Genomic DNA, 23213 nt, shown 5'->3' on the forward strand with positions numbered 1-23213 from the left:
TACAGTGCTCCAGCGGCCCTGCTTACCTCAGCCCAGTTGCTGTCGGTAAGGCAGGTCCGGACCGGTTTTGCTGCACGTCAGGGCGGCGGCTCGAATAGCGAACTCCAGCATTGCGCTGATCTGCTCCCGGGTCAGGGTGTGCAAGCCCTCCACGGAATCCAGTTGCTGTTCGGTCAGCCACGCAATCAGTGCGGCCTGGAAGGTGTCGCCCGCACCCACGGTGTCGGCTATTTTCACCGGGCACGCCGGCAGCGACCATGTACCGTGTTGGCGACTGAAGACCGTAGCCCCCTGGCCGCCACGGGTCAGGAAGACCATTTGGCAACGGTGCCCCAGCCAACCTTCGATGACCGCCTGGGGCTCGATGCCTGGATAAAGCAGGTCCAGATCTTCGTCACTGACCTTGATCAGGTCGGCGAATTGCACCAGTGTCGCGATTCGCGAGCGCCACAGCTCAATGTCTGGCTGCGGGTTGAGCCGCACGTTCGGGTCGAGGCTGATCAGGCGCCGGCCACTTTCCCGTTGCACCAGGGCCAGGAGCGTGTCCGCAATGGGCTGGACCACCAGCGAGAACGAGCCGACATGCAAGCCACGCACGTCAGGGCCGAGGTCCGGTAGATCGGCGAGGCTCAGTTGTCGGTCGGCACAGCCTTCGCCACGAAAGCTGTAGTGGGGCGAACCGTTGGCGCCTACGGCGACCATCGCCAGGGTGGTCGGCGCGTCGAAGTCCACCAGGTATCGAGCGCTGACTCCTTCGTTGAGCAGCACCTGCTGCAGGCGGCGGCCCAGGTAATCGGTGGACAGGCCGGCAAAGAGTGCCGATTCAATGCCCAGGCGGCGCAATCCCACCGCCACGTTGAACGGCGAGCCGCCGGCAATCGCCTTGTAGTTCACCTGCGAGGCAGGGCCATCCGCGTCGGTCCCACTGAAAAAATCAAACAGCGCTTCACCACACACCAGATACATAGTTGCCCGCTCTCAAAGGGTTGCGACGTGTTGTCGATAACGTTCATAAGCCTGCTGGGACGCCGCGACATGGGCGGCGACTGGCCGGGTTTCGCTGGCCGGGTCGAGCTTGACGCAGCGCTCGCACAGTTCGGCCAGGCTGTCTTGTTGGCCTGAATGGCACCACGCTGCCTGGATCGCCGCACCCAACGCCGCTGCTTCGCTTTGTTCGGTACAAATGACGGTGGTGTCCATGATGTCGGCGACGACCTGCCGCCACACCGGGCTCTTCGAGCCGCCGCCGATCAGGCGAATGCTCTGGGCCTTAAGCCCGTTGGCACGCAACAGGTCCAAGCCATAGCGCAAACCGAAGGTCGTGCCTTCGACCACGGCGCGGCACAGGTTGGCCCGGGTCAGGTTGGTGGTCGTCAGGCCCAGCAGGCTACCCGTGGCATGGGGCAGGGCAGGCACCCGCTCGCCGTTGAGGAACGGCAGCATCGACACACCTTCTGCGCCAATCGGGGCCTGGACCACCAAGGCGTTGAAGGCGTCGATGTCCAGGTCCAACAGTTCGCGGATCGCTCCGGTGGCGTTGGTCAGGTTCATGGTGCAGATCAGCGGCAGCCAGCCACCACTGGAAGAACAGAACGTCGCCACTGACGGTTGCGGGCTGACCGTGGGCTCGGCGGCATAGGCGTAGACCGTGCCGGAGGAACCGAGGCTCATGGTGATCACGCCGGGCTGGATATTGCCGGTGCCGATGGCGCCCATCATGTTGTCGCCGCCGCCACTGGCCACCACTGCGTCGGGGTTGATGCCCAGGTGCTGGGCAATGGCCGGCAAGATGCGTCCCACCGGCTGATGGGCCTCGATCAGCTCCGGCAGCGCCGCTTGCAAGCGTCCGCTGGGGTCGATGTGTTGCAGCAACGGCACGTCCCATTGGCGGGTGCGCACGTTGAAGTAGCCGGTCCCCGAGGCATCGCCGTATTCGCTGCAATGGCGACCGGTGAGCCAGTAATTGAGGAAGTCGTGGGGCAGCAGGACGCTGGCGATGCGTTCGAACACCTGAGGATGTTGCTCCCGGGTCCAGAGCAGCTTGGAAACCGTGTAGCCCGGCGCGATCACCACGCCGAGGCGTTCGAGGCTGCCGTCTTCGCCGCCGAGGTGGGTCAGGAGCCGATCGTTTTCCGGCGTCGTTTCGGTGTCGCACCACAGCTTGGCCGGGCGCAGGACCTGGCCCTGGTCGTCAAGCAACACTAGACCGTGTTGCTGGCCGGACACGCCGATGCCGAGGATCGCCTGGCCATCGACCCCGGCGGCGGCCAAGGCCTGGTGCGTCGCTTGGGTGAATGCATCGAGCCATTGCTGGGTGTCTTGTTCGCGGCGACCGTTGGCCCCGCTGATCATGCTGTGGGCAGCGGCGCCCTGGCCGAGCACCTGGCCGCTGAGCGCATCCAGGATCAGCGCCTTGGTGCCTTGGGTGCCGCAGTCGATGCCCAGGAACAGTTGTTGGTTTGCCATGGAAATCCTCGGTCGTCAGAACCAGCAGGTAATAGCAGTTTGGTCAGCAACCACACGATCTGTGGCGAGGGAGCTTGCTCCCGCTGGGCTGCGCAGCAGCCCCAAGTCCAGGCAACGCGGTGAGCCTGACATACCCTGGGGGTCGCTGCGCAACCCAGCGGGAGCAAGCTCCCTCGCCACAAAAAGCGGATCGCGCCGAGGGTTAGTTCGCCTCGGCCAGTACCCGCTCAAGTGTTCGCGTGACCCCGTGCTCGCGCAAGCTGTTGCAGCACCATTCAAATGCTGCCACGAATTCCGGGGAGCGGGGGATCGCGGTGCCAAAGATTTCCTCCACCTCCAGCACCCGCTGGGTCACCAGCGCATCGTCGGCCACCAAGGCCTGGCAGAACGCCGCCCGAGGGTCCGGGATCGAGTACGTCACGCCTTTCTCGTCCACGCCCTTCAAGTACACCGCCCAAGCCGCGACGACCAGCGCCGCACGGCGAGTTTCGCCGCCGTCGGCGATCAAGCGGTTGATGGTCGGGACGGTGAATTTTGGAAACTTCGACGAGCCGTCCGAACAGACCCGTTCCAACTGGTCGGCAATCGCCTGGTTGGAAAAACGCTCCACCAGGGTGTTCTTGTAGTCGGTCAGGTCGATGCCCGGTACTGGCGCCAGTTGCGGCGTCACGTCCAGGTCCATGTAGGCGCGCATGTAACGCACGAACAGCGGATCGTTCATGGTCTCGTGAACGAAGCGATAACCCTTGAGAAAGCCCAGGTAGGTCAGCGCCAGGTGACTGCCGTTGAGCAGCTTGATTTTCATTTCTTCATAGGGGGAAACGTCATCGGTGAACTGCACGCCGACCTTTTCCCAGGCCGGGCGGCCGCTCACGAATTTGTCTTCCAACACCCATTGCACGAACGGTTCGCAGACCACCGGCCAGGCGTCGTCGATGCCGTGTTCGTCATGCAGCTGCAAGCGATGGGCGCCGCTGGTCATCGGGGTAATGCGATCGACCATGGCGTTGGGAAAGCTCACGTTCCCGTCGATCCATTGGCCCAGTTCCGGGTCGCGCAGCGCGGCAAACGCCAGCAGTGCCTTGCGAGTGACGGCGCCGTTGTGGGGCAGGTTATCGCAGGACATCAGCGTGAACGCTGGCGTCCCCGCGGCGCGGCGCTTGGCCAGGGCGGCACAGAGGAAGCCGAAGACAGTCTTCGGTGCCTCGGGGTGGGCCAGGTCGTGCTGGATCTGCGGCAGGTGGGCCATGAACTCGCCATTGCTGTCGTCGATGCAATAGCCACCTTCGGTGATGGTCAGCGAGACGATGCGGATCTGCGGCTCGGCCAGTTTGTCGATCAGCGCCTGTGCACCATCTTCGGCCAGCAACATGTCATTGATCGCGCCGATCACGCGGACTTCGGTGTCATCGGTATCGCCCAGTTCGTACAGGGTGAACAGGTAGTCCTGGCTGGCCAAGTCATCCCGGGCACGCCGGTCCTCGGCCCGCAGGCCCACGCCGCAGATGGCCCAGTCCAGGTCAGTGCCGGTGTTCATCAGCGCATCGGTGTAGTACGCCTGGTGCGCTCGGTGGAAACCGCCGACGCCGATGTGGGCGATGCCCTGGCGGATATCGCTCAAGGGGTAGGCCGGCAGGGCGACTTCAGGGTTGAGGTTGTGCAGGTTTTGTCGGTTGAGTTTCATCGCAAGTCTCGGCAATCAGGCGGCGGCGCGCAGCGCGCGGTTCACCGCGACGCCCTCGGCATCGAATAAATGGCAGTGTTCAGCGTCCAGGTGCAGGCTCAACTGCTCGCCGAAACGGCTCGCCAGGTCGCCGCGGACGCGCATGGTCAAGGCTTCGCCGGAGGCCGTGACGACGTGGCAGAAGGTGTCGCTGCCCAGCCGCTCGCTGACGTCTGCGGTGACTTGCAACGTGCAATCGCCCGGTTGCGCCAGGTTCAGGTGTTCCGGGCGAATCCCGAGGGTCACCGCAGCGCCGACGCTCAGGTTGGCGCCGTTGCGCGGCAGATTGATGCGCGTACCGGCGTCCAACAGCACTTCGCAACCCTGGCTGTCCAGGGCGGTAACCTTGCCTTTGAGGAAGCCCATTTTCGGCGTGCCGAGGAACCCGGCGACAAACAGGTTGGCCGGCTGGTGATACAGCTCCAGCGGCGAGCCGACCTGCTCGATGCGCCCGCCGTTGAGCACCACCACCTTGTCAGCCAGGGTCATGGCTTCGACCTGGTCGTGGGTCACGTAGATCATGGTCGCCTGCAACTCTTTGTGCAGGCGCGCCAGTTCCAGGCGCATCTGCACCCGCAGGGCCGCGTCGAGGTTGGACAGCGGTTCGTCGAACAGGAAGATTTTCGGGTTGCGCACGATGGCCCGGCCGATCGCCACGCGCTGGCGCTGGCCGCCGGACAATTGCTTGGGCTTGCGCTCGAGCATCGGCCCCAGTTCGAGGATACGCGCCGCTTCGTTGACCTTCTTTTCGACTTCGGCTTTGGGCACTCCGGCCAGATCAAGGGCGAAGGACATGTTCTTGCGCACGCTCATGTGGGGGTACAGGGCGTAGGTCTGGAACACCATCGCCAGGTCGCGCTTGGCCGGGCTGACTTCGGTAATGTCCCGGCCATCCAGTTCGATGGTGCCGTCGCTGACCTCTTCCAGGCCGGCGATCAGTCGCAGCAGCGTGGACTTGCCGCAGCCCGACGGGCCGACGAAAACTACGAACTCGCGGTCGTTCACCTCAAGGTCGATGCCCTTGATGATGGAGAAGCCTTCGAAACCCTTTTGCAGATTCTTGATTTTCAGGTTGGCCATGATGATGGGCCTCCACTTCTGATTATTGTGTAGGGCGCGTTACTTCACCGCGCCGAAGGACAAACCACGCACCAGCTGTTTCTGGCTGATCCAGCCAAAAATCAGGATCGGCGCGCAGGCCAGGGTCGAGACGGCCGACAATTTGGCCCAGAACAAACCTTCCGGGCTGGAATAGGAGGCGATCAGCGCTGTCAGCGGGGCGGCCTTGGAGGAGGTGAGGTTCAGCGACCAGAACGCCTCGTTCCAGCACAGGATCAGCGACAGCAACACGGTGGACGCCAGGCCGCCCTTGGCGATGGGCAGCAGCACGCGGACCATTTCCTGCCAGAGCGTGGCGCCATCCAGACGTGCCGCTTCGAGGATGTCGCGAGGGATGTCCTTGAAGTAGGTGTAAATCATCCAGACCACGATAGGCAGGTTGATCAAGGTGTAGATAATGATCAGCGCGATCCGCGTGTCCAGCAGGCCAAATTGCTTGGCCAGCAGGTAGATCGGCATCAGCACACCCACCGGAGGCAACATTTTTGTAGAGAGCATCCACAGCAACGTGCCTTTGGTGCGCTGGGTTTCATAGAACGCCATGGAGTAGGCCGCCGGCACCGCGATCAGCAAGCACAGGGCGGTGGCACTGAAGGAAATCACCACCGAATTCCAGGCGAAGCTGAAGTAATTGCTGCGCTCGTTGATGTGCAGGTAATTCTCCAGGGTCGGCGCGAAGATGAACTGCGGCGGCGTGGCGAACGCGTCGATTTCGGTCTTGAAGCTGGTCAGCACCATCCAGAAGATCGGAAAGAAGATCACGATCGCGATGGCCCAGGCCAGCGTGCCCAGCAACAGGCTTTGCAGGCGACGGGATTGTTGAAGAGTCATGGCGACGGCCTCAATGCTTGTCGGTGAGGTTTTTGCCGATCATCCGGACCAGGATGATGGCGGCGATGTTGGCAATGACCACGGCAATCAGGCCACCGGCAGACGCCATGCCGACGTCGAACTGCACCAGCGCCTGGTTGTAGATCAGGTACGCCAGGTTGGTGGAGGCGTAGCCGGGGCCGCCGTTGGTGGTGGTGAAGATCTCGGCGAACACCGACAACAGGAAAATTGTCTCGATCATCAGCACCACGGCAATCGGCCGGGCCAGGTGCGGCAGGGTCAGGTGCCAGAAGATCGCGATGGGGCCGGCACCGTCCAGGCGGGCGGCTTCTTTCTGTTCCTGGTCCAGCGACTGCATGGCCGTCATCAGGATCAGGATCGCGAAGGGCAGCCATTGCCAGCTGACGATGATAATGATCGACAACAGCGGGTAATGGGCCAACCAATCCACCGGCTGGGCGCCGAACAGCTTCCAGACCGAGGCGAGGATGCCCGACACGGGGTGGAAGATCAGGTTTTTCCAGATCAGCGCACCGACCGTGGGCATGATGAAGAACGGCGAGATCAGCAGCACACGGACGATGCCGCGACCGAAAAACTCACTGGCCTCCAGCAGCGCGCTGATCAATACCCCTAGGACAATGCTGATCAACAGCACGCTGCCCACCAGCAGCAGGGTATTGGTGGCGCCGGGCATGAAACCCGAGTCGGTCAGGAAATAGGTGAAGTTCTCCAGCCCGACGAATTCGTTTTCGCCGGGGTAGAGCAGGTTGTAGCGGATCATCGAGAAGTAGACGGTCATGCCCAGCGGCACGATCATCCACAGCAGCAACAAGGCCACCGAAGGGCTGACCAGAAACCAGCCGGGGTTGGCCAGGCGGATCTTGCGCACCGGCGGCGGAGCGATCTCGATGGGGGCTTTGGCGGTTGTAGTTGAGCTATTCATGGCATTGAACCGATTTTTGCGGGGCCTACAGAAATCCCCTGTGGGAGCGGGCTTGCTCGCGAATAGGGCGGCACATCCAACATCAATGTGACTGACAGATCGCTTTCGCGAGCAAGCCCGCTCCCACAAAAGGGCAGAGCGGCGACGTGGATTACTTGGGATACCCAGCGCGTTTCATCTCGCGTTCGGTGGTGGACTGCGCGGCGGTCAACGCCTGGTCCACGGTCTGCTGGCCGGTCAGCGCGCCTGAGAAGAACTTGCCCACCTGGGTGCCGATGGCCTGGAATTCGGGGATGGTCACCAACTGAATGCCGATGTAGGGCACAGGCTTGAGGGTAGGGGCTTTCGGGTCGGCGAGTTTCAACGATTCCAGCGTCACTTTGGCAAACGGCGCGGCCTTCATGTATTCGTCGCTGTAGGTCGAAGTGCGGGTACCCGGTGGTACGTTGGCAATGCCGTCGGTCTTGGCGACCAATTGGTTGTACTCCTTGGACGTTGCCCAAGTGGTAAAGACCTTGGCCGCGTCCTTGGCTTTGGAGCTGGTCGGGATGGCCAGGGACCAGGAGTACATCCACGAGGTGCCTTTGTCGGTTTTCTCGTGGGGGGCGAAGGTGAATCCGACGTGATCGGCCACCTTGCTCTGGGTCTTGTCGGTCACGAACGAGCCGGCGACGCTGGCGTCCACCCAGATGGCGCACTTGCCGCTGTTGAACAGCGCCAGGTTTTCGTTGAAACCGTTGCTGGACGCACCCGGCGGGCCGGATTTCTTCATGTTGTCGACGTAGAAGTTCAGGGCATCCTTCCACTCCGGCCCGTTGAACTGCGGCTGCCACTTCTCATCGAACCAGCGCGCGCCAAAGCCGTTGGCCAGGGTCGTGACCAGCGCCATGTTCTCGCCCCACCCGGCCTTGCCCCGCAGGCACAGGCCATATTGCTCCTTGGATTTGTCGGTGAGCTTTTGCGCGAACTCACCGATCTGGGTCCAGGTCGGGTGTTCGGGCATGGTCAGCCCGGCGTTCTTGAACAGGTCCGTGCGGTAATAGGTGATCGAGCTTTCGGCATAGAAAGGCAGGGCGTACAGCGAGCCCTTGACCGACAAGCCATCGCGCACGGAAGGGAAGACGTCATCGAGGTCGTAGGAGGCCGGCAGGTCTTTCATCGGCTCCAGCCAACCCTTGGCACCCCAGAGTGCGGCTTCGTACATGCCAATGGTCAGCACGTCGAACTGTCCGCCTTGGGTGGCGATGTCGGTGGTCAGGCGTTGACGCAGGACGTTTTCTTCAAGCACCACCCAATTGAGCTTGATGTCCGGATGCTCGGCCTCGAAGGTTTTCGAGAGCTTTTGCATGCGGATCATGTCGCTGTTGTTGACGGTGGCAATGGTGAGGGTCTCTGCGCCGAAGCTGACGCTGCTGAGGGTCATGCAGGTGGAGACAAGCAGAACTTTTACCGAAGGTTTCATCGCGCACTCCTTTTCCGCGCCCGAAGGCTGCAGAAGGACAGTTATTGTTTTTGTGTCTTCCGGATGAAGGGAAGAATGTGCGCTGATTACAGCCTTCTATGGACGGCGTGACAAATCATCCGTCGCACTTTGACTGATACTATTTTGCACTGAAGAGGGTGAGGGGCAATCGAAGAACCCTGTGGCGAGGGTGCTTGCTCCCGCTGGGGCGCGTAGCGGCCCTTGTTTTTTAGGTCTGCTGCGCAGCCCAGCGGGAGCAAGCTCCCTCGCCACAGAGGCGGTGTGTCAGGGCAAAAAGGTCAGCCCTGATTCTGCTCGGTCAACCGCTGCACCGCCAGCCGCCGGTAGTGGGACGGGGTCATGCCCTTGAGCTGCTGGAAGCGCCGGTTGAAGTTGGAGATGTTGTTGAAGCCCGATTCAAAACACACGTCCGTCACCGGTTTGTCGCCGTCGGCCAGCAGTTCGCAGGATTTGCTGATGCGCAGGCGATTGACGAATTCGATGAAGCAGCGGCCAGTGGCCTGTTTGAACACCCGGCTGAAATAGGTGGGTTTCATGCCCAGGTGCTCGGCGACTTCTTCCAGGGGCAGTTCCCGGGCGTAATGGGCAAAGATGTAGTCCACCGCACGGTTGGTGCGGTCGATGCTGTGCTCGTCCGCCGTTTGCGGGGCGTTCGTGCCGGACAGCAGTTGGTAGTCATCCGTGGCGGCCAGCAGCTCCATCAGGATGAAAAAGTGCCCCAGGCGGCTCATGCCCTGGGAGTCGGCGATGCGCTGCATCAGGGTCATGGCCTGGCGGATGGTGCGCTTGCAACGGAACTCGATGCCGTATTGGGCACGTTCGAGCAACGGCGCGACCGTCTTGAGCTCGGCGAATACCTGATGGCCGCTTTCGAACAACTCGTCGGTGAAGTTCACCAGCATGTCGCGCTTGGGCACCACTTCGTCCTCGGCCACCTGGCTGATCCAGTTGTGGGGCAGGTTGGGGCCGGTGAGAAACAACGACTGGGGGTAGAAGTTGCCGATGTAGTCGCCAATGAACACCTTGCCGGAACTGGCGACGATCAGGTGCAGCTCGTATTCCTTGTGGAAATGCCAACGTACCAGCGGGCAGGGGAAACCGTGCTGGCGGTAGATGATGGACAGCCCGTTATGGTCGTCCATCAACTCGTAGGAAGGGTCGGTGACTCTGGCTGTTCGGGTCATGGGCCTGGCGCTTTTATTATTATCGCCGCTGAATAATGCCCCCTTCGCCAGGCAGGTGCCACCCTGGTGTCTAACCGTTGCGGTTTTTTTCTTCGATCCACTGGGACATGTATTGGGTGCTTTTGTGCTGGTGGTGACGCAGCATGCTGCCGGTGAAATTGTCCCGGCGTCGTTGCGCCAGGTCCGCCCGGCAAGCGTTGAGGCTGTCGATCAGCGCTGGCCCATGGACCTGTCGCCGGTAGCGGCTCGCCAACAGCGACAGGCCTGCGTCCCGAGCCTGAGCCCAGCGCTCCGGGTCGCTGTACAACTGCACGGCCTCGCGGGCGATGGCTTCGGCACTCTGGGCAATCGCCCCGGGCCAGGGCAGCTCGCCGTGCATGGCTTCGGCCCCCACGGGCGTGGTGACGTTGGGGGTGCCGCAGAGCATGGCGTCGATCAGCTTGCCTTTGATACCCGCGCCGAAACGTAATGGTGCCAGGCAGATGCGTGCGGCCGACATGACCTGCAAGGCGTCTTCGGCCCAGTTCATGATGTGAAAGCCTTGGGCCGGGTTGTGCAGCGCGGCGGCCTTCGGCGGGGTATAGGCGCCATACAGGTGCAGTTGCGCGCCGGGCAGTTGTTGGCGGATCAGCGGCCAGATGGCGTTTTTCATCCAGAGTACGGCGTCCCAGTTCGGCGCGTGGCGAAAGTTGCCAATGCTCAGGAAATGCGCCCGGTCCGCGAATGGCACCGGCGGGTCGCTGGGCAGGTCCAGCATCAACGGGCACCAATGCAGCAGGTTGCGGGGCAGCTTGAAGTGCTCCACCAACAGTTCGATTTCAACCTCGGACACCATCAGGTTGAGGTCGCAGCGGTACAGCGCGGCGATTTCCCGCTTGGCCAGGTCGGTATCGGCCATTCGTTGGAATTCCTCGTCCAGGGCCGGGGCGAAGAGGTCGCTGAAATTCTCGCTCGCGTCATCGCGCTTCAGGCGCTCCTTCAGGCGCTGATGCCGGGCGTGGCGCAGGCTTTGCAGGTCGGAGGTCTCCAGCACCCGCAGGGCACCGGGGCAGTGCTTCTCGACCCGCCAGCCGAATTGTTCTTCCATCATGAACTGGTCGAACAGCACGATGTCCGGCGCAAGAGTATGGATGAATTCGTCGAAGCTGCTGCTATTGAGTTCGATGGGCACTTCGCGGATGCCCAGCGCAACCAGGTCGGCACGCTGCTCGCCGGGGCCGGCCGGGCTGCTGAAGGTGATGTCCCAGCCTTGGCCAAGGAAGGTGTCGAGGATCTGCATGACGTGCCCACTGGCAGCCGATGAGCGTGGCTCGGGCCAGACATAGCCGATAACCAGGACCTTGGTGGCGGTGGGGTGATGCATGAGCGGGGAGTTCCTTGGTACAGATCAGGCGCCATCGGCGCGCGGGGCGCCGATAGTGACCAAGAATGCGTTCCGGCTCAAGAAAGAATGCGTTTGACCTTGTCCCGCAACTGATCGATGGAGAAGGGCTTGCCAATCACCGACATCCCTTCAGGTACATCGATGCTTTCGGCATAACCGCTGGCAAACAGCACCGGCAGTTTCGGCCGAACGAGTCGAGCCTGCTTGGCCAATTCCCGTCCGTCCATTACCGGCAGGCCGACGTCGGTCATCATCAGGGCGATATCCTGTTGGTCGTCGTTCAGAAACTCCAGCGCTTGCTCGCAACCGTCCGCCTCCAGCACCTGATATTCCAGCTCCTCCAGCACGTCGACGATTAACATCCGCACGATGTCGTCGTCTTCGACTACCAGGATGGTGGGCTGGGTGGCGGCATTGGCGGTGGACATAGATACATTCTCAAAAGATGGGAGCGGGAGGGGGCATAAAAAAAACGGCCTCTTTCATGAGCCTCTTTTATGAGTAAATGCCGAGGCAGCACAAGTTCCCTAGGTTGTACAAGAAAGGATCTATAGTACAAGAGCTGACAAGGATAGTCGCTTCCTTGCTACAAGGCAGGCCGTCGCGGGATCTGCGCCTTTGACTCGTCAGAAAATGTGGATCCAAGCGCGGTTTTTCGGGCAAACTCCACGGTTTTCAACTGTCCACCAAGGCCCTTTTCCATGACTCCTTCGTCTTCGGTTGACGAACAAAGTTTTCGCAAACTCCTGAGCCGCAATATCAGCCTGCCGCTGGGCATGGGCGCGCTCAGCGCGGTGTTTTTCATCATCCTTATCACGTACCTGCTGTCGGTGATCCAATGGGTCGGCCACACCGACAGGGTGATCAATAACGCCAACGAAGCGCTCAAGCTGAGCGTGGACCTGGAAACCGGCATGCGCGGCTACCTGTTGAGTGGGGACGAGCATTTCCTCGACCCCTACGAAGTGGCGAAGCCACGGATCGCAGTGGCACTGGACACTTTGCTGGAATTGACAGCCGACAACCCCGTCCAGGTCGACCGCCTGCACAAGATCCAGGCACTCCAGACGGAGTGGTCCAATTACGCCCAGGGCATGATCGACCTGCAGCGCAGCAGTGGCGATTACCGGGGCGCGGTGAAGGCCGGGCGCGGTAAGCGTCTGACTGACGAAATTCGTCAGTCCTTCGAAGAGGTCGTCGAGACCGAGCAGCAGTTGCGTGCGGCGCGTAACCAGGATGTGCGCACCACGACGGTCTGGAGCATTGCCCTTTACCTATTGTTTGTCGCGGCGGTCAGCGGATTGCTGGCCTACGTCGGTCGCCGGGACCTGTTGAACCTGTCCGAGAGCTACAGCGCCAGCCTGAAAGTCCAGCAGCGCAGCGCTTTGCACCTGGAGAAGCAAGCTTGGCTGCGTAATGGCCAGACGCAACTGGCCGAGCAAGTCCTGGGACAACTGTCGCTGAACCTGCTGGGTCGCAACATCCTGCAGTTCTGCGCGAAATACCTGGACGTCGCTGTCGCGGCGCTTTATGTGCGGGAAGAGAACGGTGTCCTCCGGCGCGTCGCCGCCTACGGCCTGTCCCGGGAGGATGAAGAACAGCAGCAGGTGATCGTCGCCGGTGAAGGCATCGCGGGCCAGGCCGTGCAACAGGGGCGCCTCATCCGCCTGGACGACGTGCCGGACGACTACCTGAAAGTCAGCTCTGGCTTGGGACAGGGCCTGCCCAACAGCGTGTTGGTGGTGCCTACAAGTGACGATGACCGGATCAACGGTGTCGTCGAACTGGGGTTCCTGCGGCCGTTGACCGAGCGGGACGTCGAGCTGCTGGAGCTGATCGCCGGCAATATTGGCACTTCCATCGAGGCCGCCCGTTATCGTCAACGCTTGCAGGAAGTGCTGGCCGAAACCCAGCAGTTGAACGAGGAACTGCAAGTCCAGCAGGAAGAACTCAAGACCGCTAACGAAGAGCTGGAAGAACAGTCGCGCATCCTCAAGGAATCCCAGGCCCACCTGGAAGCCCAGCAACAGGAGCTGGAGCAGACCAATGAGCAATTGGCCGAGCAACGCGACGCCATGGACCAGAAGAACAGCGAGCTGAACCTGGCCCAGATCCAATTGCAGGAGCGCGCCGAAGAGCTGCAGCGTTCGAGCAAGTACAAATCCGAATTCCTGGCCAACATGTCCCACGAGCTGCGCACGCCCCTCAACAGCTCGCTGATCCTGTCCAAGCTGCTGGCAGAGAATCCGCAACAAAACCTCAGCGAGGAGCAGGTCAAGTTTGCCGAGTCGATCTATTCCGCCGGCAACGACCTGCTGAACTTGATCAACGACATTCTCGACATCTCCAAGGTCGAGGCCGGAAAGCTGGAAGTGCGCCCGGAAAACACCAGCGTGCAGCGTCTGGTGGACGGGTTGCGGGATATGTTCGAGCCGTTGGCGGCTGACAAGGGCCTGGGTTTCGAGGTGCACGTGCAGCCTGATGCGCCGGCGATGCTCTACACCGACCGCCAGCGCTTGGAGCAGGTGATCAAGAACCTGCTGTCCAACGCTGTGAAGTTCACCGAGCAAGGCGCTGTCAGCCTGTCCGTGGCCGGTCAGCCGGGCTCTGGCATTGCTTTCATGGTGCGCGACTCTGGAATCGGGATCGCCGCCGACCAGCAGCAAAGCATCTTCGAAGCGTTCCGCCAGGCCGATGGCACCACCAACCGTCGCTACGGCGGCACGGGCCTGGGCTTGTCGATTTCCCGGGACCTGGCCACGCTGCTGGGCGGCTCGATCTCGGTTTCCAGCGAGCCGGGGCAGGGCAGCGTCTTTACCCTGGTATTGCCGGAACGTTACGTCGAGCCCGGGGACACGCCGCTGGAGCCGATGACCTTTACCCCGACAGCCACCGCGCCAGCGCCCGTTGCACCCAAGGCCGCCCCCGCGCCGCTGATTGCCGAGGTGGACACGCCGATTGCCCGATTCGCCGACGACCGTGACAAGGCACCGTTCGAAACCCGCTGCATCCTGGTGATCGAGGACGAGCCAAAGTTTGCCCGCATCCTGTTCGACCTGGCCCATGAACTCGGTTACCAATGCCTGGTGGCCCACGGTGCCGACGAAGGCTTTGACCTGGCGTTGCAACTGGCCCCCGACGCGATCCTGCTGGACATGCGCCTGCCGGACCATTCCGGGCTGACGGTGCTGCAGCGGCTCAAGGAACAGGCCCAGACCCGGCATATCCCGGTGCACGTGATTTCCGTCGAAGACCGGGTCGAAGCCGCCATGCACATGGGCGCCATCGGTTATGCCGTCAAGCCGACCACCCGCGAAGAACTCAAGGACGTGTTCGCCCGCCTGGAGGCCAAGCTGACCCAGAAGGTCAAGCGGGTGCTGCTGGTGGAGGATGATGACCTGCAACGCGACAGCATCACTCGCCTGATCGGCGACGATGACATCGAGATCACCGCCGTTGGCCTGGCTCAGCAAGCGCTGGACCTGCTGCGGACCAATGTCTACGACTGCATGATCATCGACCTCAAGTTGCCGGACATGCTCGGCAACGACCTGCTCAAGCGCATGTCCAGCGAAGACATCTGTTCGTTCCCGCCGGTGATCGTCTACACCGGGCGCAACCTGACCCGGGACGAAGAAGCCGAACTGCGCAAGTATTCCCGCTCGATCATCATCAAGGGCGCCCGTTCGCCAGAGCGCTTGCTGGACGAAGTGACACTCTTTCTGCACAAAGTCGAATCCCGGTTGTCCCATGAACGGCAGCGGATGCTCAAGACCGCCCGCAGCCGCGACAAGGTGTTCGAAGGCCGCAAGGTGCTGTTGGTGGATGACGATGTGCGCAACATCTTTGCCCTGACCAGCGCGCTGGAGGCGAAAGGGGCGATCGTGGTCATCGGCCGCAATGGTTTGGAGGCGATCGATCGCCTGAATGAGTTCGACGACATCGACCTGGTGCTGATGGATGTGATGATGCCGGAAATGGACGGTTTCGAAGCCACCGCGCTGATCCGCAAGGACCCGCGCTGGCGCAAGCTGCCCATCATCGCCGTGACGGCCAAGGCCATGAAGGATGATCAGGAGCGCTGCCTGGCGGCGGGTTCCAACGACTACCTGGCCAAGCCGATCGATCTGGATCGTCTGTTCTCGCTGATTCGCGTGTGGTTGCCGAATATGGAAAGAATTTAGTGGACCGTGACACTGACATTGAATTGCGTTTGTTGATCGAAGCGATCTACCTCAAGTACAGCTACGATTTTCGCGATTATTCCGGCGCTTCCATCAAGCGCCGGGTCCACCATGCGCTGAGCCAGTTCGAATGCAAGACCATTTCAGCCTTGCAGGAGCGCGTATTGCATGACCCGGGCGCGTTCATGCAGTTGCTGCAACTGCTGACGATCCCCGTCAGCGAGATGTTTCGCGACCCCTCGCATTTCCTGGCGATCCGCGAGGAAATCGTGCCGCTGCTCAGGACCTACCCTTCGATCAAGATCTGGATTGCCGGTTGCAGCACGGGGGAGGAGGTCTACTCCATGGCGATCCTCCTGCGCGAAGAAGGCCTGCTGGACCGCACGTTCATCTACGCCACCGACATCAACCCGCGCTCGCTGGAAAAAGCCAAGCAGGGGATCTTCTCCCTGGACAGCGTGCGCACCTATACCCAGAACTACCAGAACGCCGGTGGACGGCGGTCATTTGCCGATTACTACACCGCCGCCTACGATTATGCGATGTTCGACAAAACCCTGTGCGAGAACGTGACCTTTGCCGATCACAGCCTGGCGACTGACAGCGTTTTCTCAGAAACTCAATTAATTTCATGCCGCAATGTATTGATATATTTCAATAAAAAATTGCAAGATCGTGCGTTTGGACTGTTCCATGAGTCCCTTTGTCACCGTGGTTTCCTGGTGTTGGGCAGTAAGGAGACATTGGATTTTTCGGCTTACGGCCATCGATTCGAGCCGTTGGTCAAACAGGAACGGATCTATCGCAAGTTATGAACCAGACGAAGGACAGATCCAGGCCGGCCATCGAGGCCATTGTCGTCGGCGCATCGGCCGGCGGTGTCGAAGCATTGCTCAGGGTGTTTGGACACCTGCGCAAAGGTTTTGGCGTGCCCGTCCTGGTGGTGTTGCATTTGCCGGATGAGCGTGACAGCCAATTGGCCTCTGTGTTCGGCCATCGCCTGGCGGTGCCGGTAGAAGAAGCCCGGGACAAGCAGGACATCGCCCCGGGCACCTTGTACGTCGCCACGCCCGGTTATCACTTGTCGGTCGAGGCCGACCGCAGCCTGTCGTTGAGCCTGGAGGCCCCCGTACACCATTCGCGACCGTCCATCGACGTGCTGTTTGAATCGGCCGCCGATGTCTACGGCGAGACGTTGCTGGCCGTGGTGCTGACCGGTGCCAACGACGATGGCGCCCGGGGCCTGGCGAGGGTCAAGGCCCTGGGCGGGATCACGGTGGTCCAGGACCCCGTGGAAGCCCAGGTCTCGACCATGCCCGAAGCCGCGCTGGCCCTGCACGAGCCCGACCATATCCTTACTTTGCAAGGCATCGGCCAGTTGCTGGCCGGGCTGGAATGAACCACATGCCAAGAGATATTCAAGCCAAATTGCTGATCGTCGACGATCTGCCTGAGAATCTGTTGGCCCTGGAAGCATTGATCAGGGGAGACGACCGCGAGGTCTTCAAGGCCCTGTCGGCGGACGAAGCACTGTCCCTGCTGCTGCAACACGACTTCGCCCTGGCCATCATCGATGTGCAGATGCCGGAGATGAACGGTTTCGGGCTGGCCGAGCTGATGCGCGGCACGGAAAAGACCCGCAGCATCCCGATCATTTTCGTCAGCGCCGCCGGGCGTGAGCGCAACTATGCCTTCACCGGTTATGAAAATGGCGCGGTGGACTTCCTGCACAAGCCGCTGGACACCCAGGCCGTCAAGAGCAAGGTCAATGTGTTCGTCGAGCTGTATCGCCAACGAAAGGCCATGAAGGAACAAGTCGTGGCCCTCGAACAGAGTCGTCGCGAGCAGGAGGTCCTGTTGCAGCAGCTCGAGGCCACCCGTGGCGAGCTGGAACAGGCGGTGCGCATGCGAGACGATTTCATGTCCATCGTCGCCCACGAGGTGCGCACGCCCCTCAATGGCCTCATCCTCGAGACCCAACTGCGCAAGATGCACCTGGCCCGGGACAATGCCGCCGCCTTCAGCCTGGACAAGGTGCGCGCGATGGTCGAGCGCGACGAGCGCCAGATCAAGAGCCTGATCCGGCTGATCGAGGACATGCTGGATGTGTCGCGGATTCGTACCGGCAAGCTGTCGATCCGGCCGACCCGCTTCAACCTGACGGCATTGGTGGAAAACCTGCTGCGCAACTTCCAGCCGCAGATCGCCGTGGCCGAGTGTTCGTTGACGTGCATGGTCGAGCCGGCGGTGGAGGGGCTTTGGGACGAGTTTCGCATTGAGCAGGTGGTCTCGAACCTGTTGACCAATGCGCTGCGCTACGGCGGCAAGGGGCCGATCGAAGTGCGCGTCTACAAGACCTCCGATCACGCCTGCATCGAGGTCCAGGACCACGGCATCGGCATCAGCGAGGAGAACCAGGAACGTATCTTCCAGCAGTTCGAGCGCGTATCGTCCAAGGCCGCCGCCTCGGGGCTCGGGCTGGGGCTGTTCATTTCCGAGCAGATCGTCACGGCCCATGGCGGGACGATCACGGTGGACAGTCGGCTCAATGAAGGGGCGTTGTTTCGTGTTTGCCTGCCCTTGCAGAAAACTGTCTTGGACAAAACCGCCGAACAGACGCAACCTCTGAGAGACCCCAAGGTCGTATCAGCAGCTATTGATCGAACAAAGGCTTCTCATGAGTGAAGATGCGCAAGATGTTGTATTGATCGTCGAGGATGACCCGTCGATCCTGATGGTGCTGTCGGCCTACCTGTCGGGCGAGGGATACCGGGTGCTGCAAGCCGAAAGCGGCGCCCAGGCGTTCGAGATCCTGGCGAGCAAGCCGCATCTGGACATGATGATTACCGACTTCCGCCTGCCGGGCGGTATCTCTGGGGTGCAGATTGCCGAACCCGCGGTCAAGTTGCGCCCCGAGCTGAAGGTGATTTTCATCAGTGGCTACGCGCAGGAAGTGCGCGACACGGACAGTCCGATTACCCACAAGGCACCAATCCTGGAAAAGCCGTTCGACCTGGATGAACTGCAACGCATCATGCAGTCGATGTTGTCGTAGGCAGGAGACATCCCGGCAGATCAGGCGCCCCCCTGTGGCGAGGGAGCTTGCTCCCGCTGGGGTGCGGAGCGCCCCCAAAACCCGGCACCTCGATGTGTCAGGTTCATTGAGTCGACTTTATTGGGGCTGCTTCACAGCCCAGCGGGAGCAAGCTCCCTCGCCACACTGTGTTGTAATGCCCAAGCTCAAACAGCGCTCATCACCTCAAATCTGGATCATTTCCCGCACCTTCGCCGTCAACAAGTCAAACGTGAACGGCTTGGTGATCATCTGCATCCCCGGGTCAAGGAAGCCGCCGCGCACCGCCGCATGCTCGGCGTAGCCGGTGATGAACAGCACCCGCAGGTCCGGGCGGACCTGCCGGCCGATCTCCGCCAGTTGCCGACCATTCATGCCGGGCAGGCCAACGTCGCTGATCAGCAGGTCGATGCGCTGGCTTGACTGGAGGATCGGCAACGCGCCGTTGGCGTCGGCCGCCTCCACAAAGGCATAGCCCAATTCGCTTAATACCGCGCTCACCAACACCCGCACCGCCGGATCGTCCTCGACGATCAGCACGGTCTCGCCATCCTGCGCATACGGCGCGTGCTGGGTGGCAACCTGGGGCTCGTGGATTTCTTCACCGACGAAGCGTGGCAGGTAGAGGTTCACGGTGGTGCCTATGTCGACTTCGCTGTCGATGGTCACATGGCCACGGGATTGCTTGCTGAAGCCATAAATCATCGACAGGCCCAGCCCGGTGCCCTGGCCGATCGGCTTGGTGGTGAAGAACGGATCGAAAGCGCGACTGATCACCGCTTCGGGCATGCCGCAACCGGTGTCCTGCACACTCAGCACCACATAGTCACCGGGCGCGAGGTTGGAGTAGGCCTCGGTGAAGTCGGCATCCAAGTGCCGATTGCGAGTCTGCACCACCAGGTTGCCGCCGTTGGGCATGGCATCCCTGGCGTTGAGCACCAGGTTGAGCAGGGCGCTTTCCAGTTGGTTGGGATCGGCTTCGGCGACCCAGAGTTGTTCGTCCAGTTGCATGTCCAGGCGAATGCTTTCGTTGAGGCTGCGCTGCAACAATTCACCCATGGACAGCACCAGGGTATTCATCTGGACCGCCTTGGAGTCCAGCGATTGCCGGCGTGAGAACGCCAGCAGGCGATGGGTCAGGCCGGCGGCGCGGTTGGCCGAGGTCACGCCCAGGTCGATCAGGCTGTCCAGGTCCTCGGTACGGCCCCGGGCCAGGCGACGGCGCAACAGTTCGAGGCTGCCGATGATCCCGGTGAGCATGTTGTTGAAGTCATGGGCGATGCCGCCGGTCAGTTGGCCAACCGCTTCCATTTTCTGCGACTGGCGCAGGGCTTCTTCGTTGTGGCGCAACTGGGCGGTACGCTCCTCCACCTGCTGTTCGAGGGTTTCGAGGGTGGTTTGCAGGCGCAGTTCGCTGTTGCTGAGATCGATCAGGCGGTCGCGGGCTTCGTACTGCCTTCGACGCCCGCGCAGCGCGGTGGTGACCAGGCTGATCAGCGTAACGGGGTGGAAAGGACGCTCGAGGAACGTCACGTTGCCCAACTGCATGCCGATCCGCGCCGCCGGGTTCTGTTCCGGCCCACCGTGATGGGTCAGCAAGACAATGGGCAGGTCGGACCAGGCGGGCTGCTGCTCGATTTGCAGGAACAGCGTTTCCAGGTCAGGCCCGACCAAGGCCTCCGACGAGATCACCAGCAGGCCGGCACCGCTTTCCAGCTCTTCGCATAAATGACCCAGGTGGCGACAGATGAGGCCGGCAAAACCGGCTTCATTGAGGATCATCAGGGCAATCTGGCTGTCCCGTCCCAGCGGCGCGAGAATCAGCGCCCGCTCGGACAGGGGCTCGGCCAGCGTCACCGGTGTTCATCCTTGAGCAGCGGGTTGCTCTCGCCCATGTAGGTGGGGACCCCGCGCAAGACACCCTGGAATGCTTCCAGTGGTTCGCCAATGGTCATGCCCGAGCCGCTGATGCGGTATTCGCGGATGGTCGACTCGTGGCTGCCGGTGCGTTTCTTGATGATGGAAATGGCCCGGCGAACCTTGCCCAGTGCTTCGAAATAACGCAACAGAATCACCGTGTCGGCCAGGTAAGTAATGTCCACCGGGGCTTGCATGTCGCCGACCAGGCCGTGCTGGGCGACGGTCATGAAGGTTGCCGCGCCCTTGCGGTTGAGATAGAGCAGCAATTCATGCATGTGCAGTACCAGGGCGTTCTCTTCCGGCATCGCCGCCTGGTAGCCGTTGATGCTGTCGATGACCACGGTCTTGATGTCTCCTTCATCGACGCAGCGACGTACGCGGTGGGAGAACTCGCCGGGGGACAGCTCGGCGGCGTCCACCTGTTCGATCAGCAGGTTGCCGGTCTCCTGCAGGGCCTGCAGGTCGATGCCGATGTTTTTCATGCGCTCGAACAGCAAGCCCAACTCTTCGTCGAAGATAAACAGCGCGGCCTTCTCGCCACGCTGCACGGCGGCTGCGGCGAAAATCATCGCGATCAGCGACTTGCCAGTTCCCGCTGGCCCCAGGATCAACGTGCTGGAGCCGGTCTCGATACCACCGCCCAGCAGCAGGTCCATTTCGCCGATGCCGCTGGAGAGTTGTTGGCGCAGGTACTGGCCGCGGTGTTCGGCGGCCACCAGGCGCGGGAACACGTGCACGCCGTCGCCCATGATGGTGAAGTCATGGAAACCGCCGCGGTATTTCTGCCCGCGATACTTGACCACCCGGACCCGCCGCCGTTCGGCGCCATAGTTGGGGGTCAGTTCTTCCAGGCGCACCACGCCGTGGGCGACGCTGTGCACGGTTTTGTCCAGGGATTCGGTGGTCAAGTCGTCGAGCAACAGGACCGTGGCGTCGTAGCGCACGAAATAATGCTTGATCGCCAGGATCTGGCGACGGTAGCGCAGGGAGCTTTGCGCCAGCAGGCGGATCTCCGACAGGCTGTCGAGCACTACACGGGTCGGCTTGAACCGTTCGACCACTTCGAAGATCTGCCGGGTCGCTTCGCCCAGCTCCAGGTCCGAGGAATACAGCAGGCTTTGCTGGTGCTCGGCATTGAGCAGGCTTTCGGGCGGGGTCAGCTCGAAAATATGAATGTTCTCATCCAAGGTCCAGCCGTGGGAGGCCGCGCCCTGACGCAGTTCACGCTCGGTTTCCGAGAGCGTGATGTACAACGAGCGCTCGCCAGCCTTGGCGCCGGCCAACAGAAAATGCAGCGCGACCGTGGTCTTACCGGTCCCCGGTTCCCCTTCGAGCAGGAACACATGGCCGCGGGACAAACCACCGGAGAGGATATCGTCCAGACCCTCGATACCGGTGGCGGCTTTTGCACTGATCAACTCGTTAGATGTAGACAAAAATAGCCCTCTCATGACTAGGGAAGTAGGCAGCAGGCGGGGTAACGCCTGAAATCGACTGCCTGAACACTTGACCTTTGGCGGTGATGGCGGTTCCGCTTACATCGACAAAACGCGGGGTACTCCACAACTTTTCGGTATGCGACGACGGCCCACAGACCCATGCTAGTCAGCTAAGCGAAATGAAGCCGAGCAGTCATCCTGTGGCGAGGGAGCTTGCTCCCGCTGGGTCGCGAAGCGGCCCTGTCTTGGGGCTGCTGCGCAGCCCAGCGGGAGCAAGCTCCCTCGCCACGGATTGTGTGTTTACCCAAGGTTCCACTTAACGGCTAGTCCGCTTACAAACCCTGTTGCAGGGCCGGGTCATCGGGGTTCAGCTGTTCCAGTTGCGCCAACAGGATCTGAACGTTCTGCAACTGGCCGGTCTCCTTCCAATAGTTGATCAGCAACACCCGGGCCTTGCGGTCGGCGGGGTAGCGCTGGACGATTTCCTGCAACTGTTTCTGCGCGGCTTCCACTTCCTGTTCAGCATGCAGGGTGGTTGCCAGGTCATAGCGGTAATGCCGGTTTTCGGGTTCCAGTTCCACGGCTTTTGCCAGGCCGAGCACGGCATACTCGCTCTGGCCGTGTTGCAGCAGCCACATGCCCAGCGCATGTTGCAGATAAGCCGACGCTGGCTGGGTTTGCAACTGTCGGGCGAGTAATTGTCGGGCGGCATCGCCCTGGCCCTGTTTGTCCAGCACTTCGATCTGCATGACCAGCGCTGGCAGGTTGTCCGGTTGCAGGCGCAAGGCCTGCTCAAGGGCCAATTGGGCTTTCTTCAATTCGGCGTTGTGCAGGTGCAGCCGGGCGAGTTGGTAGTGGGACTCAGCGGTTTTCGGGCCGTCTTCGAGCATCTGCTCCCAAGTGTCGATGGCGATCTGCATCGCGCCGAAATACAAGCCGAGATCATCTGGCGACAGGCCCAGCAGCGCGTTCACGGCGGCGAACCGGACGTTCGGGTCGTCATCGTCCAGAAGCGGGCCGAGCAACAGGCTGCGTTGGCCTGTCGGGACCAGCCCGACGACGCTGCCAATGGCGGCCCGGCGCACGTCCGGCGACTCGCTGTGCAGGTCGGCGTCCGCCAGTTTCAGGGCTTGGGGGCTGGGGTAGTTGGGCAGTTCGGCGTGCAGCCACACGCGGCGCTTGGGCGAGAGATCCGGACGTCCCAGTTGCTGGTAAAGCATCCGCGCCGCCCCCGGCTGTCCGTTGCGGGCGCTTTCCAAGGCTTCGCTGTAGCCACGCTTGATTGCCTCGGGGATCTGCGGCGTGGTGCTGCGCAGCCACACCGCGACAAGACCGATCAACAACAGGACACAGAGGCTGAGGAGCAGATAGCGGCGGCGAGGCGAGGGCATGCAGGGAATCCATTACCAGAAGCGTGAAATGCCGCAAGCTTCGGTCAGGTGGCGGCCTGAGTCAAACCTT

At 61.6% G+C, this 23213-nt stretch carries 17 protein-coding genes and 1 pseudogene; 5 read left to right on the forward strand and 13 right to left on the reverse strand.

What is annotated here, in order from left to right:
- Positions 1-27 precede the first annotated feature (27 nt).
- From M1D99_RS15555 to M1D99_RS15600, 10 genes and pseudogenes are all read right to left on the reverse strand, one after another.
- A complete protein-coding gene (locus M1D99_RS15555; protein WP_458130403.1) occupies positions 28-966 on the reverse strand; it encodes a carbohydrate kinase family protein in 939 nt (312 codons plus the stop codon).
- Between the two features lie 12 nt (positions 967-978).
- Entirely contained in the window at positions 979-2466 is a 1488-nt protein-coding gene (xylB, locus tag M1D99_RS15560) for a xylulokinase (RefSeq protein WP_434570028.1), read from the reverse strand.
- A gap of 202 nt (positions 2467-2668) precedes the next feature.
- Positions 2669-4150, reverse strand: coding sequence for a mannitol dehydrogenase family protein (locus tag M1D99_RS15565; protein ID WP_434570030.1), 1482 nt, complete (start codon positions 4148-4150; stop codon positions 2669-2671).
- Between the two features lie 15 nt (positions 4151-4165).
- Positions 4166-5269: an ABC transporter ATP-binding protein gene (locus tag M1D99_RS15570; protein WP_458130404.1), complete on the reverse strand. Its 1104-nt coding sequence runs from the start codon at positions 5267-5269 to the stop codon at positions 4166-4168.
- Positions 5270-5308: 39 nt separating this feature from the next.
- Positions 5309-6139: a carbohydrate ABC transporter permease gene (locus M1D99_RS15575; protein WP_030142681.1), complete on the reverse strand. Its 831-nt coding sequence runs from the start codon at positions 6137-6139 to the stop codon at positions 5309-5311.
- A gap of 10 nt (positions 6140-6149) precedes the next feature.
- Positions 6150-7081: pseudogene (locus tag M1D99_RS15580) on the reverse strand (carbohydrate ABC transporter permease).
- A gap of 155 nt (positions 7082-7236) precedes the next feature.
- On the reverse strand, positions 7237-8547 hold the full coding sequence (locus M1D99_RS15585) for an ABC transporter substrate-binding protein (RefSeq protein WP_434570035.1): 1311 nt from the start codon (positions 8545-8547) through the stop codon (positions 7237-7239).
- A 299-nt stretch (positions 8548-8846) separates the two neighbouring features.
- Entirely contained in the window at positions 8847-9752 is a 906-nt protein-coding gene (locus M1D99_RS15590) for an AraC family transcriptional regulator (protein WP_186709372.1), read from the reverse strand.
- Positions 9753-9822: 70 nt separating this feature from the next.
- Positions 9823-11115, reverse strand: a complete 1293-nt coding sequence (locus M1D99_RS15595) for a glycosyltransferase (RefSeq protein ID WP_458130405.1) — start codon at positions 11113-11115, stop codon at positions 9823-9825.
- Positions 11116-11192: 77 nt separating this feature from the next.
- Positions 11193-11564 (reverse strand): response regulator, encoded by a 372-nt coding sequence (locus M1D99_RS15600; RefSeq protein ID WP_434570039.1) that lies wholly within the window; start codon positions 11562-11564, stop codon positions 11193-11195.
- A gap of 273 nt (positions 11565-11837) precedes the next feature.
- Between M1D99_RS15600 and M1D99_RS15605 the strand changes: the two genes are divergently transcribed.
- Genes M1D99_RS15605 through M1D99_RS15625 form a run of 5 tightly spaced genes read left to right on the forward strand, consistent with a single transcriptional unit; the run spans position 11838 to position 18375 of the window.
- Positions 11838-15320, forward strand: coding sequence for a response regulator (locus M1D99_RS15605; RefSeq protein WP_458130406.1), 3483 nt, complete (start codon positions 11838-11840; stop codon positions 15318-15320).
- Positions 15320-16135 (forward strand): CheR family methyltransferase, encoded by an 816-nt coding sequence (locus tag M1D99_RS15610; RefSeq protein ID WP_186709366.1) that lies wholly within the window; start codon positions 15320-15322, stop codon positions 16133-16135. The genes M1D99_RS15605 and M1D99_RS15610 overlap by 1 nt, the downstream gene beginning before the upstream one ends.
- Complete coding sequence (locus M1D99_RS15615; protein WP_186709365.1) at positions 16132-16719, forward strand: chemotaxis protein CheB; 588 nt, start codon at positions 16132-16134, stop codon at positions 16717-16719. The genes M1D99_RS15610 and M1D99_RS15615 overlap by 4 nt, the downstream gene beginning before the upstream one ends.
- A 5-nt stretch (positions 16720-16724) precedes the next feature.
- The gene (locus M1D99_RS15620; RefSeq protein ID WP_186709364.1) at positions 16725-18005 is read left to right on the forward strand and encodes a hybrid sensor histidine kinase/response regulator; all 1281 of its coding nucleotides are present in this window, start codon (positions 16725-16727) and stop codon (positions 18003-18005) included.
- Positions 17998-18375 carry a response regulator gene (locus tag M1D99_RS15625; RefSeq protein WP_186709363.1) on the forward strand — a complete coding sequence of 126 codons (378 nt, stop codon included), beginning with the start codon at positions 17998-18000 and terminating at the stop codon, positions 18373-18375. The genes M1D99_RS15620 and M1D99_RS15625 overlap by 8 nt, the downstream gene beginning before the upstream one ends.
- Before the next feature lie 204 nt (positions 18376-18579).
- On the opposite strand, the gene M1D99_RS15630 is transcribed toward M1D99_RS15625, so the two are convergent.
- The 3 genes from M1D99_RS15630 to M1D99_RS15640 form a co-directional block, all read right to left on the reverse strand.
- Positions 18580-20250 carry a response regulator gene (locus M1D99_RS15630; RefSeq protein ID WP_434570046.1) on the reverse strand — a complete coding sequence of 557 codons (1671 nt, stop codon included), beginning with the start codon at positions 20248-20250 and terminating at the stop codon, positions 18580-18582.
- Positions 20247-21749 carry an ATPase domain-containing protein gene (locus M1D99_RS15635; RefSeq protein ID WP_458130407.1) on the reverse strand — a complete coding sequence of 501 codons (1503 nt, stop codon included), beginning with the start codon at positions 21747-21749 and terminating at the stop codon, positions 20247-20249. Before M1D99_RS15635 ends, M1D99_RS15630 begins: the two co-directional genes overlap by 4 nt.
- A 335-nt stretch (positions 21750-22084) precedes the next feature.
- Complete coding sequence (locus M1D99_RS15640; RefSeq protein ID WP_434570050.1) at positions 22085-23143, reverse strand: tetratricopeptide repeat protein; 1059 nt, start codon at positions 23141-23143, stop codon at positions 22085-22087.
- Positions 23144-23213: the final 70 nt, after the last annotated feature.

The organism is Pseudomonas sp. R3-41, from assembly GCF_054161485.1.